General features: G+C 37.0%; 15 protein-coding genes. All 15 read right to left on the bottom strand.

Annotated elements, in window-relative coordinates; all coding sequences use genetic code 11:
• Window positions 1–10: 10 nt before the first annotated feature.
• A complete protein-coding gene (locus EIH20_RS07115; RefSeq protein WP_124059213.1) occupies window positions 11–619 on the bottom strand; it encodes an acetyltransferase in 609 nt (202 codons plus the stop codon).
• Window positions 609–1229, bottom strand: coding sequence for a sugar transferase (locus EIH20_RS07110; RefSeq protein ID WP_124059160.1), 621 nt, complete (start codon window positions 1227–1229; stop codon window positions 609–611). Before EIH20_RS07110 ends, EIH20_RS07115 begins: the two co-directional genes overlap by 11 nt.
• Before the next feature lie 10 nt (window positions 1230–1239).
• Window positions 1240–2352 (bottom strand): DegT/DnrJ/EryC1/StrS family aminotransferase, encoded by a 1113-nt coding sequence (locus EIH20_RS07105; protein WP_124059158.1) that lies wholly within the window; start codon window positions 2350–2352, stop codon window positions 1240–1242.
• A gap of 23 nt (window positions 2353–2375) precedes the next feature.
• Window positions 2376–3206, bottom strand: coding sequence for an LCP family protein (locus EIH20_RS07100; protein WP_124059155.1), 831 nt, complete (start codon window positions 3204–3206; stop codon window positions 2376–2378).
• Window positions 3207–3220: 14 nt separating this feature from the next.
• A complete protein-coding gene (locus tag EIH20_RS07095; protein WP_124059153.1) occupies window positions 3221–3988 on the bottom strand; it encodes a tyrosine-protein phosphatase in 768 nt (255 codons plus the stop codon).
• Window positions 3978–4718 (bottom strand): CpsD/CapB family tyrosine-protein kinase, encoded by a 741-nt coding sequence (locus EIH20_RS07090; RefSeq protein ID WP_124059151.1) that lies wholly within the window; start codon window positions 4716–4718, stop codon window positions 3978–3980. Before EIH20_RS07090 ends, EIH20_RS07095 begins: the two co-directional genes overlap by 11 nt.
• A gap of 3 nt (window positions 4719–4721) precedes the next feature.
• Window positions 4722–5462, bottom strand: coding sequence for a YveK family protein (locus EIH20_RS07085; RefSeq protein ID WP_124059149.1), 741 nt, complete (start codon window positions 5460–5462; stop codon window positions 4722–4724).
• Window positions 5463–5474: 12 nt separating this feature from the next.
• A complete protein-coding gene (locus EIH20_RS07080) occupies window positions 5475–7325 on the bottom strand; it encodes a polysaccharide biosynthesis protein (protein ID WP_124059147.1) in 1851 nt (616 codons plus the stop codon).
• A gap of 307 nt (window positions 7326–7632) precedes the next feature.
• A complete protein-coding gene (gene glf / locus EIH20_RS07075) occupies window positions 7633–8760 on the bottom strand; it encodes a UDP-galactopyranose mutase (protein WP_124059145.1) in 1128 nt (375 codons plus the stop codon).
• A complete protein-coding gene (locus EIH20_RS07070) occupies window positions 8761–10218 on the bottom strand; it encodes a flippase (RefSeq protein ID WP_124059211.1) in 1458 nt (485 codons plus the stop codon).
• 48 nt (window positions 10219–10266) lie between these two features.
• Complete coding sequence (locus EIH20_RS07065) at window positions 10267–11070, bottom strand: DUF4422 domain-containing protein (protein WP_277423390.1); 804 nt, start codon at window positions 11068–11070, stop codon at window positions 10267–10269.
• Complete coding sequence (locus EIH20_RS07060; protein ID WP_124059143.1) at window positions 11071–12471, bottom strand: sugar transferase; 1401 nt, start codon at window positions 12469–12471, stop codon at window positions 11071–11073.
• A 122-nt stretch (window positions 12472–12593) separates the two neighbouring features.
• A complete protein-coding gene (locus EIH20_RS07055; protein WP_124059140.1) occupies window positions 12594–15065 on the bottom strand; it encodes a YfhO family protein in 2472 nt (823 codons plus the stop codon).
• Window positions 15066–15187: 122 nt separating this feature from the next.
• Entirely contained in the window at window positions 15188–16258 is a 1071-nt protein-coding gene (locus EIH20_RS07050; protein ID WP_124059138.1) for an acyltransferase, read from the bottom strand.
• A 109-nt stretch (window positions 16259–16367) separates the two neighbouring features.
• Window positions 16368–18725, bottom strand: a complete 2358-nt coding sequence (locus EIH20_RS07045; protein ID WP_124059136.1) for a YSIRK-type signal peptide-containing protein — start codon at window positions 18723–18725, stop codon at window positions 16368–16370.
• Window positions 18726–18741 lie beyond the last annotated feature (16 nt).

Here is an 18741-nt window from a genome sequence, read left to right as displayed (position 1 = left end):
ATTCTCCTAACTATTTTATCTTTTTACACGGGTGTCCCACATAAGTACCTTGATCTTTAATATTTTTTAGAATAACTGAACCTGCCCCAATAATTACTTTTTCTGAAATTTCAATATTATTAATTACAGTAGTGCCTGTTCCCAACCAAGATAGACAGCCAATTTGCACACTCCCAGAAACATTTGTCCCTGGTGATATATGAACAAAATCTTTAATGTTACAATCATGATCTATCGTACATCCAGTATTAATTATACAGCCTCTACCAATTTTAGAGCACGCGTTTATAACTACTCCGCCCATTACAACACTTCCCGCGCCGATAGAAACCGAATCGCTTACTATTGATTGCGGGTGAACTAGCTTAATTAAACTGGCTCCTGACTCCTCGAGGATTGTAATGAATTTTTTGCGAATCTCATTACTTCCTATTGCAACAAAAAAATCTGATTCAAGAAAATATTTGTAATTCGAAATAGGTCCTTGGATATGAAAATAGTTATTTTCTAAACAATCATCCAAGAATATAATATTTCTCCAACAATTCAATAATTTTGCAATTTCATAACATACTTTAGCATGACCGCCAGCTCCAATAATCACAAGTCTATCCTTCATCATCATTTCCCCTAAATATTTCCATAGTTGAAGAAGTATCTGAATTTATGCCATCTTTCTGAAAAACCTTTAGGACTGTTTGAAAAATAATTTTCCAATCAAGAATAAATGAAACATGATCGACATAATGTACATCGAGTTTAAATTTATCTTGCCAAGTAAGACTATTTCGCCCATTTACCTGAGCATAGCCTGTTAAACCGGGTCTAACCTCATGCCGTCGCATCTGTTCTTGACTGTAGAGTGGTAAATATTGAACTAATAAAGGACGCGGACCCACAATCGCCATATCTCCCTTTATAATATTAAATAATTCAGGCAGCTCATCCAAAGAACTAGCCCGTAATTTTTTCCCGAAAAGTGTTAATCTTACCTCGTCAGGGAGCAATTGCCCTTGTGAATCTCGTTGATCAGTCATTGACCGAAATTTATACATTTTGAATATCTTCCCATTCAAGCCTGGACGCTCTTGAGAGAACAAAATTGGACTACCCAGTTGAGTTCTAACTAATAAGGCAACGATAATTAAGAGAGGACTCAATATTATCACCGCAATAAGTGCAAGAAAACAATCCTGACAACGTTTAAGGAAGTGCTGATATAGCTTCATGATGGACTCCTTAATCCCATAATGAACGAATAGTCGCAATAACACGGTCAATATCTTGATCAGTCATCTTGGAATCACTAGGCAAACACAAACCACGATTAAATAAATCTTCAGCCACATGACCACCAATATAATCACAATCAGCAAAGACAGGTTGTAAATGCATTGGTTTCCATACTGGTCGAGATTCAATATTTTCTTTATCTAGTACATCCATTACCATAGTGGGGGTAACTGAACTAGAAGGCCCAATTAACATAGCACTTAACCAGTGATTTGATCGTTCATAATCATGATCAGGTATCATTTCAATATCCTCAATATCGGCTAGGCCTTCCACGTATCGTTGATAGATGTATCGTTTCTTCTCCACTCGTTCTTCTAAAACTTTCAATTGACCTCGGCCAATTCCAGCTGATATATTACTTAAACGGTAATTGTAACCAATTTCTTCATGCTGGTAATGACGTGCTTTCTCACGTGCCTGAGTTGCCCAAAAAGTAGCTTTTTCAATACCCGCCTTATTATTTGAAACTAGCATTCCCCCACCAGAAGTCGTAATAATCTTATTTCCATTGAATGAAAAAATGCCATAATCCCCGAAGGTTCCTGTCCATTTTCCCTTGTAGATAGTTCCTAGACTTTCAGCTGCATCTTCAATTAGCGGAGTATTATGTTCTTGGCAAATAGCTTTAATCTCATCAATTTTGGCTGAAATCCCATATAAATGAACCACAATTACTGCTTTTGGCGTATACTTTTCAAAAGCTTTGCGGAGCATTTCAGGATCCATATTCCATGTTTCTGGCTCTGAGTCGATAAAGACAGGTGTAGCTTTCTCGTAACAAATTGGATTTGCACTAGCTGAGAAAGTTAATGATTGGCAAAAAACAATATCGCCTTGTTGCAAGCCGATATTTTTCAAAGCTAAATGAATAGCCGCTGTCCCCGAAGACAAGGCCGTTGCATAATCAATCCCAACCATTCGAGCCAAGTCTTCTTCAAATTTCGTCACATTGGCACCAAGCGGTGCTATCCAGTTAGTATCAAAAGCTTCTTTAATATACGCTTGTTCATACCCTTCTTGACTCATATGGGGAGATGATAATAAAATTCTTTCCATTTTTTTTATCGCCTTTCTTCTTACTAATTTCGAGTATCCCATAACCATTGTTTACTATCTAACAGAGACTCTTCTTTAATTTGATCATAATAAATCCCATTAATCATCAATCCAGTGCCTTCTAACTGCCTTAATGCTACTTTAACATCACTTGTTTGATTCGTTTGCGATTGCCACAGATTTAACAAGCTTTCCATAGATAAATCCGTTTCAATCGACCGATGGACCAGGACCATATTTTTCATAAAGTTAACTTGAGAATCTATATTTGTCAGCTTCTCAATCAGAGCTTGAATCAACTGCCGCTGACGAGCCATCCGTCCATAATCGCCGCCTGATTGATAGCGTTCTCGCGCATAAGCCAAAGCCATGGACCCATCCAAGTGCACGGCTTGTCCTTGGTAAAATTGATAGTCATTTTGACTAAAACTAGCGAGTGAGACCACATCAAGTCCTCCCACCTGATCGACCAATTCCTCAAAACTTCCCATATCCACCGCTAAGTAATGTTGCACATCAAGATCAAATAGCTGACTTAATACTTGTTTAGTTAAATTGACCCCACCAAAGGCATAAGCATGATTAATCTTATCTAGACCGTGTCCAGGAATCTCAACATAGGCATCTCTTGGTATACTAATTAATTTAACTTGCCGATTGGTTGTATTCACTTGCCCTAACATCAAGACATCTGAACGTCCTCTATCGCTACGTCCAAAGGCACCCGAATCCACACCAATGATAGCAAAAGTCATCACGGAATGCTCTTCAGCTCGAACTTGCTTCAGAGAATATGTACAGTTAACAAACCCCACCACCAACAAGACGTACAACAAGCGACCCGTTCTCTTCATAGTTAGTCCCTGCCTTAAAATAATTTAAACCACGATTTTTTTCCTTTTTCTGGTTTATATCGTTTAACAGCATCACCATTAAAAATATCTCGCGCATTTTGCATAAAATAATCTACCATTTCCTGGTCGTATTCACTTTGCATCTGTTGAAGCGCAGCCTGCCAATTAAAAGGCCGACCTGTAATATGATGAACATCTGAAGCTAAGATGTGAACCAAATTTCGCTCGATCATCTGACAACAGATGTCATGAATCTTCTGGCCAAACATCCCTGCATAAGACGAGGTAGTCAGTTGAGCTAGACAGCCTAACTCAATAAATTCGTATAAACGATTTAAATCTTTGCCAAAAATATGATTTCTTTCAGGATGGGCAATGACGGGCGTAATTCCCTCAGCACATAACCCATCTATTAGAGGCAAAGCAAAGTCTGGAATGGACGCTGTAGGAAATTCAATCAAATAATACTTACCGTCGGCATCAAGTGACAGCAATTTATCATTATATAAATCGTCCATGAATTTCTCATTTATCCGAATTTCCTGCGAAGGATACACTTCAAGTTCAATTCCATTTTCCTGATAAATGCGATTTAAAGCATCCGCCGCATGTAAAACATCCGCCTTGTAATTTAAATATTGTCCATTACGATGATGCGGTGTTAAGACTAGATGCTTAACCCCTTCTTTTACTCCTAAACGAGCTAATTCAAGCGATTGTTCCACCGTTTGAGCTCCGTCGTCAACTCCCGGAAGTAAATGGGAATGTAAATCAATTATCATTTAATTTCTCACCATACCCGTAATATGCATAGTAGCCACTTGAATTCGAAACCGGTTTACCATTCATAACATAACCCAAAATATTAGCGTTCACTGTATCTAGAGCTTTCTTAGCCGCTCTAACTTCTTCTTTCTTAGCAAAATTCTGGCGAACAACCATCAAGACACCATCCACTCGAGTAGCCAAGATCTGTGGGTCGGCAACCGCAGTAATTGGCGGAGCATCATAAATAACCAAATCGAAATAGGTTGAAAGTTCTTGCATAATTTGATTCATTCGTGCCGAAGATAAAAGTTCCGAAGGGTTTGGTGGAATAGGTCCTGACGGTAAGAAGTATAAGTTCAAGTCATAAGAATGTTGCACTACTTCATTGAATTTCATATCACGATTAACAATCAAATTAGATAGACCTTGTTCATTATTCAATTTAAAGGTCTTATGAACCGTCGGCTTCCGTAAGTCTGCATCCACAATTAAGACCTTCTTCTCAGTTTGGCCCATGACATAAGCTAGATTCGAAGAAATAGTTGATTTGCCTTCAGTTGGAATACTTGAAGAAACTAATAAAGATTTTAACTGTTTGTCTAACTGAGCAAATTCGATATTTGTTCGTAAAGCACGAAATTGTTCAGCATTAACTGATTTAGGATCAGTAAAAGTAATCAGGGAAGCCCCATGCAACTGTTCTTTAAGTAATTTCTTTTCTAAATTCTGTCTATTCTTAAACATACTCTACACCTTTCTTCTTGAACGATTATCCGTCTTACGTGTTGAAAGTCGTGAATTATGTAATTCTTTACTGTTCAATTCGTATATTTCACCTAAATTAATTAAACCAAGCTGATTTAAAAATGATTCATCTTTCACAGTTGTATCTAACATTGCATTAATGAATGCATAAGCCAGACTCACTAATAGCCCCGCAAATGCACCTAAAATTAAAAATTTACTCAAACTTGGTCCCACTTTATTTGGCTCAAAAGAAGCAGGTGATAAAACATAAATTTTTGCACCTTCTTTTCCATATACTTCCTTTAAGGTAGCTTCAAAATTCGAAGTCACTTCTGCAACTAATTTTTGTGCTTCTTCAGGTGATTGCATTGTTGCAGAAATATAGAACGATTGTGAATTCGGTGATTGATTAACTTGTAAAACAGATTTCAAAGATTCAACATCATACTTTCCACCCAAATTATTATTAGTTTTGGTCAGAACCTCTTGACCTAGTAATATATCTCTATAAGTATTAATAAGCTGGATATTAGTTTGAATTTCACTATATTGAGCTGACGCTTCAGAGCTTGTGTTTTTCTGATTTACCAACAACTGTGCCGTAGAAGAGTAGGTTGGTTTAATAAGCAACATCATTCCAATAGCCGCAATTATTGCCCCCAAAATTGTTATAATCGTAATAGTAAAAAAATGTTTTTTCATCAATAGATATAAATCTTTCAAACTGAGTTCTTGTTGCATAAAGGCCTCCAATTATTTTGCACTTTGATTAGCAAAGGCAATTATTTTTTCTTTGATTTGACGGTTGTCATAATAACTTAAACTATCGATAAATTCTTTTGTTTGCTCTAAAGGCATTGTTATAACTTTGCCAATAAAAATCTTATCTTGTAATTTCTTTTGAACTAATTCAGATGAGGTCAATAATTCCTCATACAATTTCTCTCCCGGACGAATACCCGACTCTACTATTTGAATTTCGGACTCTGAATGGCCACTTAAAAGAATAAGTTTCTTGGCTAAGTCCACAATTTTGACCGGTTGCCCCATATCAAGGATGAAGACTTCCCCACCATTTGCGAAAGCCCCCGCATGGATAACTAAACGACTAGCCTCAGGAATAGTCATAAAGTAACGCGTCATTCTAAAATCAGTGACTGTAACAGGTCCCCCTTCTTCGATTTGCTTCTTAAAAAGAGGGATGACCGATCCCCGACTTCCAAGCACGTTACCGAATCGTACTGCACAATAAGTTGAAGAACTAATCTGATTAAAGCCAGTAATAATCAATTCTGCTACACGTTTCGTAGCCCCCATGACATTCGGTGGATTAACTGCTTTATCCGTAGAAATCATCACCATCTTAGCTACTTTTGCCTCATCTACAGCTTTGGCTACATTATAAGTTCCTAGAATATTATTCTTATATGCCTCACGGGGGTTCATTTCCATCATAGGAACATGCTTATGAGCCGCAGCGTGGTAGACAATATCCGGATGCTCTGCTTTAAAGACTTCAATAATACGTTGATAGTCTTGTACATCCGCAATAATCGGCACATATTCCGTCATTGAGCCTAGTTTGAGTAATTCATGATAAATTAGGTAGATTGAATTCTCACCATGACCCAATAACAAGACCCGGCGTGGATTGAATCTTGAAATTTGCCGGCAAATTTCCGAACCGATGGACCCACCTGCCCCTGTCACTAGAATCGTTTTGCCCTCTAATTCATTACGTAACTTCTCTTCATTCAGCTTAATCTCTGGTCGCCCTAATAAGTCAGCAATTTCGACTTTTTTATATTTATTATTAGGCATATTAATACCCAGTAGTACATCTTCTACTTTAGGCATCTTATACACTTTTAATTTGCATTGATTACATATAGCTATAATAGCTTCGTATTCGGCCGGTTTCATTGATGGGACGGCCACAATTACTTGTTCGATGCCTAATTCTTCTACCAATTCAGGGATTAAATCTCGATCACCTAATACTTTAATCCCACCAATCGTCAAGCCCTTCTTTTTAGGATCTTGATCGAGTATTCCCATCACTTTCATATTACCTGGATTACGAAGATAGCTATCCATGAAGATGGAGCCTCCATCTCCTGCACCGACCACTAATACGCGAGTCTGATTTGCATAAACTTGTGTGCGAAAACGAGAAGAATAGGTAATCATCCATATTACTCTTAATCCACAGACGAATAAGCCACCTATAATTATTGAAAAAAGAATATAACGATATGAGATGGTAGCAAAAACAAGCGACGTAACTATTCCCGAGACTATTCCGCAAAGCAAAATTATATTGAATAGCTTAATTAAATCTATGATTTTTAAATAGCGATGAATATGTGCATCCAATTGCAATAACTGGGTTAATCCGTTATAGCCTAATACAATAATAGTAGTAAAAACTAAATAATATTTAAAAGGCAACTCTATTATGTTGAAAAAAAATAAATAAGAACAAAAAGAAGCCAAAATTAAACTGAGAGAGTCACTAATTCCCCAGATATGCCTTCTTTGTGTCTTACTTAAACTTTCGGCTAATTCAATTAACCATTTCGAGATTCCAAAACTCGAATTCATTCCACTCTCCACCTAACATTCAAATAATTGCAAAAGTCTTCTATAATATTTCATACTTTCTCACTAATTTTACCTATCCTTATTCTAAATAGCAAGGTTTGGGCCCGGATTTCACTCATTCTGGCTTAATATTTTTTAAATAATTCCCACAATGTTTCAAACACATTTAAATGTTTGCAAATTACTTACGCAAGTAAATTTTTTGTAAGGAACTGGCATAAAGACAAGAAAAACACTAGACAGAAATCCCTACTCAAGAATTTTGTCTAGTGTTGCTCACGCTATTCACTTGTTAAAATAATGACTACTAAATACCACTAGAATGGTTATCCAATTCCTTGCGGACACATTGTAAAGCCGCTGCAATCACTTGGTGCATATCATAGTAACGATAGTGACCTAAACGACCACCAAAAATGACTTGGTTAGTCTGAGCTGCCATCTCAGCGTATTGTTTATATAATTCATTATTACGATCATTGTTAACTGGATAATATGGCTCATCACCCGGTTCCCATTGTTTGGAATATTCCTTGGTAATAATGGTCTTTGCTTGTCGACCAAAGTCAAAATGCTTATGTTCGATAACTCGAGTATAAGGCGTCTCGGCATCCGTATAGTTAACCACCGCATTACCTTGATAATTATCAGTATCCAATACTTCACTTTCAAATCGAAGACTACGATATTCTAACTCACCTAAGCAGTAGTCAAAATATTCATCAATCATACCCGTATAGACGATGCGTGGAAAATCTGCTAAATAGTGTTCTTTATTGGCAAAGAAGTCCACCCCTGTTTCCACATCAATTAACTCGTGATCTAACATCTTCTCTACCATGGCGGTATAGCCGCCAATTGGAATACCTTGATACTTATCATTGAAGTAGTTATTATCATAAGTCAAACGGACTGGCAAACGGCGAATGATAAAAGCGGGTAATTGGTCACAGGCTTGACCCCATTGTTTCTGAGTGTAACCCTTGATTAACTTCTCATAGATATCCGTTCCCACCAAGGAGATGGCTTGTTCTTCTAGATTCTCTGGCTTTTTACCCTTGAGCACTTGTTTTTGCTCTTCAATCTTTGCTTGCGCTTGCTCAGGCGTCACAACCCCCCACAATTTGTTAAAGGTATTCATATTAAAAGGCAAGTTATATATCTCACCTTTATAGTTGGCGATTGGTGAATTAACATAGTGATTAAATTCTGCAAATTGCTGCACATAATCCCAAATCTTTGGATCCGAAGTATGGAAGATATGGGCTCCGTATTTATGGACTTGAATACCTTCAACTTCTTCCGTGTAAATATTACCGGCAATATGTTCCCGTTTCTCAATCACTTTAAGTCGCTTGCCTGCCTTAGCCGCTTCATGAGCAAAGACTGAACCAAATAGGCCTGCTCCCACGATCAAATAATCATACTGTGTCATTTAATCTCTCCTAACTTTAATTTTAACACTATCTAACAACTCCATAACCAAGGGATGCTTAAGTCCCAAAAGAACCAATCCGTACACCAAGAAATAGAGACCCGCCGTCACCACTAAAACCCAAAGAATGGCTAACGTATCACCAAAATGCCATTGACTGCTTAAGTGGTAGGCCCAAGGTCGAACTACAATCATTAAAAAGCTTGGCAATATCAAAGCTAGCCCCAAGCGTAACCAATTCACACGTTTAAACATTGGAATCACTAAATCCCTCAAAAAGTAAATCTGAACGAATAATACCATCGCTTCAGCCAAACAACCCGATAAAGCGGCACCTGCTGCCCCCCAAAGAGGTATAGCTATCACATTCAGAACTAAATCCACTACCGCTCCAACAAGCGTCGAATAGACCACCAACATTTCTCGGTTAGTCGGAACTAGAATCTGAATCCCAGTTAGATTAGATAAACCAATAAAAAGCACGGCTGGCAGAATCAACTGCATTGGCAAAACTGCGGCTAAATAATCCGATCCAGAAAGAAAAAGGATACTCTCCTTCGCAAAGAAAATAAAATACAAGCTAATCGGCAATGCAATCAAAAGAACAAAGTCTAAAGCTTTCTGAGTTAAAGTCTTGAATTCTTCTTGTAAATGATGCTCAAAATAATAGGATAAACGCGGTAAGAGGACCACCCCTAAAGAGGTTACAATGCTGACGAGTATTTGTTTGATCTTAATCGCAGCTGAATAATAACCGACGACACGGTCACCTTGAATAAAACCTAAAAGCGTCGTATCTAAGTTTAAATAAATAGTAGCCGAAACGGTAAGCAGAAAGAAACGCAAAATGGGTTTAATGTGCGGTTTAAAGTCAAGTCGACGTAAAGGAATGACGCGACAATCTATCAGTTTTGGCAAATTTAGAAAATTCAGCACATTTAAGCCAAAAGCCCCAATGACGGTGATGAGGCCATATATCACATAATCTTCAGGTTTGTGGACCCACCAGAACATTAAAATAAGACCCAATAATTTAGCAGCTATCGATCGAATGGTGATATAGGTATATTGCTCCGTCCCCTTATAAAGCCACTCTACCCCAATAAGGTTTAAAACAATATTTAATGACAGCAACCAATAAAGAAGCCTTTGTTGGTGAAATTGAGGAACCCACGCTATGGTCAGCGCCAAACCGACATAAGCGACTACAGCTACCAAGGCATTTAGCCAGAGGATTTCCTGAACCGTCTTTGAAAGTAAGTGACGATCATGACGTACTTTAGCGCAAGCACGGATTCCATAGGTAGGAATTCCCAACATAGCCAGCATAACAAAATAAGTCACATTAGAGGTTGCAAATTGAACCGCTCCAACCCCTTGAGCCCCTAAAACGCGGGATACATAAGGAAAGGTAATTAACGGAAAAATGAAGTTGGATAAGGTTAGGATGAAGTTCATGATAAAGTTTAATTTAACCGATTTTTGCTTCAAACCTGACCCTCCCTTCTAAAAACTTTGCGTATATTTCTTTTTGAAGAATTTGGCCATCAAAAAGCCTTTGATTTTCTTCACATAATCGACTTTACCTAAGTATACAACAGGCAATTCTTTAACTTTTAAATCTTGTTGATCCAACCAAACATTAAAGAGCAGTTCACTGACCCGACCAATATAACGTGCTTCAAAAGCTGTGTAATTTTGGCTATCAACTTTTTGATCAACTGCCGCCAAGATTGGAAATAGCCACTGACAATATGCATCCAGTAAGTCCTTGGGCATGATGAACATATTAAACATATAACCCCAACGGCGAGCCATAACCCGGTCAAATGTTGCCAGATAGGTTGGCTCTAATTCCTGAATAGCTGCTCGCGCTGCTTCTATATGTTCTGAAGTGAAAGTATTGCCATAGTGAGAAGCCAAACTTTCGATATAATAGTGGCGTTTGCGAGGCACGATAATGGTTGCTTCTTGTAAAGCTGACTCTAACTCTGCCCGTGTTAAGACCAAATCATCCACTGATTCTTCCGAATTTGACCGTTTCTTATGACTAGCAAAGTAGCGGCGATAATGAACTAAGCCAACATAATCACAAGTCAAATTTTTCCAAGCCCAATAGAGTCCTGTTAATTCACAATATTTAGGGTTCAAATCAGCAATATGATCCCCTTGGGCATCCGTTTGATAGCCTAAGCTTGGTTTATTTAGACTTCCAACATGAATAGGCAGATACAAATCTGTATCTGCCGGCATAGTGTAACTTTTATGGGTTGCAATCAATATTTTAATCGAATTTTTGCTTAAATCCACTTATTCTGCTCCTTCTCTCAAAGCGACAACTTTGATAGTCTTCAATAAGATTTTGATATCTTGCCAAATGGACCAATTATCAATATAAGAGACGTCCAATCGAACGATTTCCTCAAAGTCAGTGAGGTCACTGCGTCCACTAACTTGCCATAAACCAGTAATTCCAGGTTTGAAACTTAAACGCCGTTTCTGTTCCGGTGTGTAATGATTATATTCATCTTCGGTCGGTGGCCGTGTACCGACTAAACTCATGTCTCCTTTAAGGACATTCCAAAATTGAGGAAGCTCATCTAAACTCGTCCGACGAATAAAATGACCAATTGGCGTAATCCGAGGATCATTCTCAACTTTAAACATAAGGCCTTCCATCTTATTTTGGGCCAACAATTCTTGCTTTCGTTCTTCTGCATCTCTATACATGGAGCGGAATTTATAAAACTTAAAGACCCGACCGTTCTTACCAATCCGATTCTGGCAGAAGAAGACAGGCCCCTTATCTGCCGAATAAATCATAGGACCAATAACTAAAGTAACTAGACCACAAAGAATGAGGCCAAAAATCGCCCCAACAATATCCATCAATCGTTTGAGAATGATTTGATCATAGTCATAAAATTTCGTTGAGAAAGTTACGACCGTATGGCCAGCTAACTGTTGAACCTTCTTATCACCTTCTGAAGGAAAATCAAAGGCATTAATATTTACACTCACATCCGCCCCTAAGCGTTCAAAATCCGCCACATAATGTTTAAGATCGAACTCCCCTTCTGCCGGTAAATTAACAAAAATCTCATCGACTACGGAGTGGGTAGCAAAATCCCACATATTTTCGCATGGTATGAAGGTAAAAGAAGGGAACTGAGCCACCATCGCTTGCATGTCTGTCTTAGCTTGATCTAGAAGAGTGACACCAACAATTTTGCCGCCCCAATAACCAGATCCTTCCTCAAGTTGCCTAATCTTTTCTAAACGATTAGCCACGGTCAACAAATAGACTTTCTTGCTAGCATCGGAATCAGCCGCATAGCTCGACCACCATCGCTGCATCAAGCGATTCAAGACCAAAAGAACCACGAAATTAATCACCAAAAAGAACATCATCCCTCGTCTTGAGATCATGAAATAATCTTTAGATATAAAGGAAACGAAGGACATCCCTAACATCATCACGATAGAATAAAAAATGGTTAAACGTAACTCTTCAATAATGCCTCGGTGAGTATAGTGGCTGTAATAATCAATAACATAGAAAATCACAATATGGATTAAGCCAATAACTAATACACTGACTTTGTTCAATTCAGAATGAGGAATATTCATAACTAGGATAGCGCTGAATAGGACACCAAATAACTCGTACAACATAATGAGCAATTGCTGCACATCCTTCTGTCTTTTCATCCTACTTCCCCCTAGCTAGACCCCACAATGTTTATAAAAACTTAATTATTCTATTCATATATAATGAAGTCAATCGACTGTAATGTCAACTCAATTCACCATATTCATACTTATTTCACATTTCAATTTTTATTTAAGGCTACACAATTTTTAATACTCATTTTCCAGACATAAAAATACCCATAACCACTCATTCCTATAAACGACAAAATAATTCCCGGTACAAATCCTACTATACGATAGTTTAATTCAATCTGGTTATCACCTTCCAATAACGGAATTTGAATAAATGATCCTATCGCTTTTTTAGGAATCACTCGTTTACCATTAATCGTAACCTGCCAACCTTTATCATACGGAATTGTTGTAAACAAAACCTTACCGTGGCCAGCATTTAAATGAAACTGAACTTTACCATCCTGAAATTCTGTAGGATTGATTCCTTTTGTTTTCAAGTTGTTAATAATCCCATCAAAATGGTCTAAATCTAAACTATATAAATGAAGATGATCTTTCTCACTCAAAATATTAACTTGATCAAACAAAACAGAATGTTTATCCTCTCCATTTCCAATTAAGAAAACACGATTATAGTACCATTCAGGATAATTGATTCTATAAATACCATCAATCGTTAATACAGCATTAGCAAAGGTAAAATCTCCCCATCCATAAAGCAAGGATCTTTTAGATTGACGGATAGTCGTTAAGCGATACTGATGATTAACATAGGAATCATTATATCTAACAGGTGTATAAAGCTTAACTTTTCTTTTAAGCAATTGACTAAATAGTTGATTTTGAAATTCAAAAGGATTATTCTCAACAATCCCTTCATCACTAAGAGGATCAACTACCAAACCCAAAGGGAGAGCATAAGGATTTTGATAAACGTTCTTTTGATTGCGTAATTCTATTTCTTTCACTCGTTCATAACAGGGATAATTTTTTTCTGAAAAGAGGTATTTAACACCCAATAAACTTTCCATAGCAATCATAGATTCATTCATGCCCACAATCGTTGTGTTCAACGGTGAATAACCTGCTGAAAAAATAAGTTCGTTCACATTCTTATCCATAGTTGAACTATACGCCGATATAGAAGGATAGCCAAAAGCTAGGCCTTCATTTCCCCTCGTAATTTTACCATATGTCCCCATTCCACGATTCCATGTTTGGTCGACACGATAAAAAGCCGATTGATCATATTTCTGTACATCTTCAACCAGTTGTTCTTGATTAACATCATATTGCTTTCTCAAAGTAATATCATAAAATTGAGGCAAATTATTAGCCAAGTGATGTTTTAAAATCAAGTTGCCATTCAAAACCAATTCTGCAATCAGACATAAAAGTATCAAAGTATTGAACCGTCGTTGCAACTTTAGACGTTGTCCAAATAAAATTAATAAACATATCGCAATACTTAACCCCATCTTTTTGATACCTAATGCCTGATGGAAATTTAATCCAAATAACATTACGATGTACAGCAAGACAACCCACTTTGAGATTTTCGCTTTACATTCAATATTTAATACTGCATAGTAAATCATCAAAAATATGACAATATAACCGAATCGGATTGGGTGCCCTTGGGCTTCTCTAAATCCATTCCATACATGTTCAAGAGGTTTCAAATAAATTGAGGCAAATAAAAACAAAAGCAATTCACCATTACTTATACGTTGCTTTAAATTAATTTGTTGATTTAAGAAATAACTAAAACACCCCAAAATAATAACGATGCCGCAAAACAAAGCGGAATTCGGCTCTGTACGAATAATACCCAATATAAATCCTCGGCAAAATTCAAAAAGGGTGTTATTTGTCCCCCATTGAAAAATGTTTTTCTCAGCTTGCCCTTTGCCTTGATATAAAGCCAGGATTACCGGCAAAAATAAAACCATACTTGATAATAGAGCTAAAATAATAACTCTGCAAAAATTTAAAAACTTCCTACTCACTTGCTTCAAATCTAACTGATTTCCATGTGAAATTAGTTCACTCAAGTAAAATAATGCAAGAAAGAGGAAATTCATGTATGCGGTGTACCAATTAAATAAAATCGATAGTATACAAAATAAAAATAAAACATGACTTTTGCCATCTTTAAGCAACAATTGAACTCCCATTACCAACAATGGAAGAAGATAAACTCCATCTAACCACATCACATTATAAATTTGCATGAAAATGTATTGTGAAAAAGCATAAGCTAAAGCAGCAGCAGACAACCAGTCCAAAGAGAGATCCTTGAATCGCCAATTTAAGTAATATGCCATTGAAAATGTAGCTAACACTATCTTTAATGCTACAAGATAATCAAAAAAAACGGCTAAATGATGCTCTTTAAAGAAAATAACTAATAAATTTAGCGGTGATGATAAGTAATAACTCCAAAAAGCGATCATCGGACCACCCAGAGATTTATTAAACGAGTAGCTTATTGTATCTCCTGTCAGTAATACTCTTCTCCACCAACGAAAAAATTCAATATATTGGATATTTGCATCTGAAAATAATAATGAGTTTGAACCAAAGGGGGCAAGCTTTTGACAACTAGCTAGAAAAATAAGCATGCCAACTGCCATAAAACAAGGCACGAAATAACGATATTTATTTACCGCCCTTAATTTGTCTAAATTTTTCAACTATTTAACCTTCTTATATACAATTTGCAAAAAAACAACCAAACCAACTGAAATATCATCGGTTAACTAAGATAATTTGCCTTATTTAGTTTTTTTAACTTTGTCTCACAAAGAAGCCAAATTTTAATACCTAGAATATCTATCACATAAACTGCCAATATCGACAGCAAAAACACAATTAATGGTGTAATTAAACTCGCCAGTATAAAACGCTTATAGTGGGGAAAAAGTAATTCATTATGAATTAACTTTTTCCATAACCATTCTCGCATAAGAGGATGATCATGAACTAGATAGACCCCAAACATTAATTGATTTAATTTAGGAAATTTAGCAGGCCAATTTGGCAAATAAAGAACTAGTATGAAAGTCGAAACCGAAAAGACCAACATAGTTAAACTATTTAAACCAGTCAAAGAAAAATAAAAATCATTCATACTAGGATCAAATGACCACGGATAATTCTCAATAAAATAATGTTGCTGAAACATTATAAAAACAGAAATCAAACTCAAAACACCGAATATTGGTAAATACTTCTTAAATTTTAATTGATAAATAAAGATTAGATGTCCCAATAAAGCTATGGATAGAAAAGCCAGAGCTTCGTTTGGATAATATGCATTTGGAACTTTTAATCCCACACCAAGAATTCGTGGAATATAATTTATAGCAACAAAAAGCAAAATTAATTTTGCTTGAATGGATCGATCGGTTTGACGTAACCACGGTCTAATTACAGGTATCAAAAATTGCAAAATAACATAATATGTAAAAAACCAATATACTTGAAAAATGGTCGGTAAGAAATAAGACCACATACTAATATAATCCAAATGATAACCCAAAATAAAAAACAAGCCTGCAATCAATAAACTATATTTACGTACATATTGCATTAGATTCCATATTTTCTTAGAAGTCAAATGAGACCTCGACATAAAATAACCAGAAATCAGGATAAAATAGGATACCCCCACTTTGCCAAAAGGACTCAATATATTTAAGCAAATTCGTTCCCAACTTGCACTTGGAATATTAGACCAATCACTATGGACGCCATAATGATGGAAAACAATGAGTAGCATAGCCAACACGCGTAGCCTATCCAAATTATTTTGTCTTTGTTTCACACCCACACCACTTTCAACAGAAAAGTCCAACCAGTCACCGATAACAAATGTGACTCAATTGGACTTATTATTTCATATTTTATTCATCTATTACAAGAAAGACGACATGTTATTTTGGTCGGAATCCAATTGCCTTGTAACCAAATCTAGCATAATTTGGACGTAAATACCAATCTCCAACGTGACGGTTTCGAATCGGTTCCACATTTTCTTGGTGGAAGAAGCCATCTGCATTATAACCTGTTAATAAAATTGAATGATAATCATCACTGATTTTTACTGGCTGACCATTCGGATAGATTGTAATATCAAGATCTGTGCGAGCATAGAATACTTGAACGGCATTTCCGTTCGCTAGCTCTTGCTTAATCCCTTCAAGTGAAATACCCGTCAAGTCTTCAGTATTTGGTGCAAATTTCTTTAATACAGGAACCATAGCTTCAGGGAATGCTTGTGAGTAAGCACCTTGTAAATAACCCCAGTTATGCATTAGAGTTGGGCTACCAATGACACCAGTACGTGGATCGTTGGTTTTTGGCAAAGCATTGAGTAATTGCTGAGGATTTATGTGTCCGCCTGCAAATTCCACACCACTTGCTGCTGCACGAATATAGCATCCAGTATCCCAATCCCAACCGGTATCAGCATAAGAATAAATATAGGTTCCCTTATCGTTGGTCACAACTTTTGGTAAGTGACTACCCGTCGTATCCACTTGGGTAATGACCCCAGCACCATCGGTTAGATAGTAGGCTTTATTCTTATCACTGTAGGACCATTTATTAAGAGCTAAGGCTCCCTTGTAAGGACGCGTTTGGACATAGTAGCGTTTGTTATTGATCGTGACAATCGCATCATATTGTTTAACCTTATCTAAATAATAGCCATTATTATTCAGACTTTGATTAATATGTCCATAGTTATTATACGCATAATACCAAGTTTGGTTAGCTGGACTCCATGCCCACTGATTACGAGCCATAAACCCATTTTGCGCTTTAGGTTGGAAGTAAAAATCAAAGTTATTCACAGAAACTTTTTTATCAAATTGTTGAATCCCATTTACCCAATATCCAACCGGTGTTACTTGTTGGTCAATTACCGCTGTTTCAGGAGCATGATACCAAGCATTGGCACTTGGCGAATAAGCCCATTTATTACGAGCCATAGCCCCACCATAAGCTTTAGGATCAAAATAGAATTTTTGTCCGTTCACATCAACTAAGACATCATACTGACGGATTCCGTCTTTAAGGTAAGCTTGTGGAGTCACTTCACGATCTACTTGTGCGGTTTCCTTAGCGTGATACCAAGAATAGGTACTTGGCGAATAGGCCCATTTATTGCGAGCCATAGCTCCACCATAGAATTGTGGTTCAAAGTAGAATTTATTATTAGCATCAATCGTTACTAGTTGATCGTACTTACGAAGGCCATTTTCCCAATATCCTTTAGGAGTCACTTCTTGATTAATTTGAGCGGTATCTTTGGCGTGATACCAAGAGTAAGTGCTTGGTGAATAAGACCATTTATTACGGGCCATTACGCCACCATAGGCTTTTGGTTCAAAGTAGAATTTGTTATTAGCATCAACCGTCACCAATTGATCATATTTACGAACGCCACGTTCCCAATAACCGTTCGGAGTCACTTCTTGAACAATTTGCGCCGTATCTAACGCCTTGTACCATGAATAAGTACTTGGTGAATAAGACCATTTATTACGAGCCATTACGCCGCCATAGGCTTTTGGCTCAAAGTAGAATTTGTTATTAGCATCAACGGTCACTAGACAGTCAAACTGTTGGATACCTTGGAGTAAATATTTTAAAGGGGTCACTTCTTTAGTGACTTGTCCTGTCTCATCAGCATAATACCACGAATAGGTGCTAGGCGAATAAGCCCACTTATTCTTAGCTAAACCTCCATCATAAGCTTGCGGATCAAAATAATACTTCTTATTACCGTCAACAATCAGTTGATCATACACTCGTTGACCATCTTTATAGTAGACAGTTTGTCCATTTTCAACTACCAAGCCATTCTTAACTTGCGAACCTGACAGCAATGCAGTTTCTTCTCGAACTATTGTCGACGAACTTTGGATCGTTTCTTTTGTCTCTATTGGGGCAACACCTGTGTTAGCTTCAACAACTTCTGTTGTTGATACTGTCTCAGAAGTCGTCTCTACGCTAGTTTGCGTCATTTCGCTATCTAATACAGGGCTGACACTAGTCACAGTCTCTGTTTGTGCTTGACTTGTTACAACTGACTCTTCTAGAACTGCTTGTGTTGAATTAGTTTCTGTTTGGTCAGGTGTAGCGACACTTGATGTCGATTCTTGTGCTTGAACTTCTTGTCCCATACCAAAGAAAGTCAAACCAACAGCCACCGATGCTAATCCAACTTTCAATTTGCGCAATGAATAAACCCGTTTACTCATTTGGCTATAAGGGTGTCTCATCATTTTTTCGCTCCATTCT

The organism is Vaginisenegalia massiliensis, from assembly GCF_900604935.1.
GTDB lineage: Bacteria > Bacillota > Bacilli > Lactobacillales > Aerococcaceae > Vaginisenegalia > Vaginisenegalia massiliensis.
This window is presented reverse-complemented; position numbering and strand designations above follow the sequence as displayed.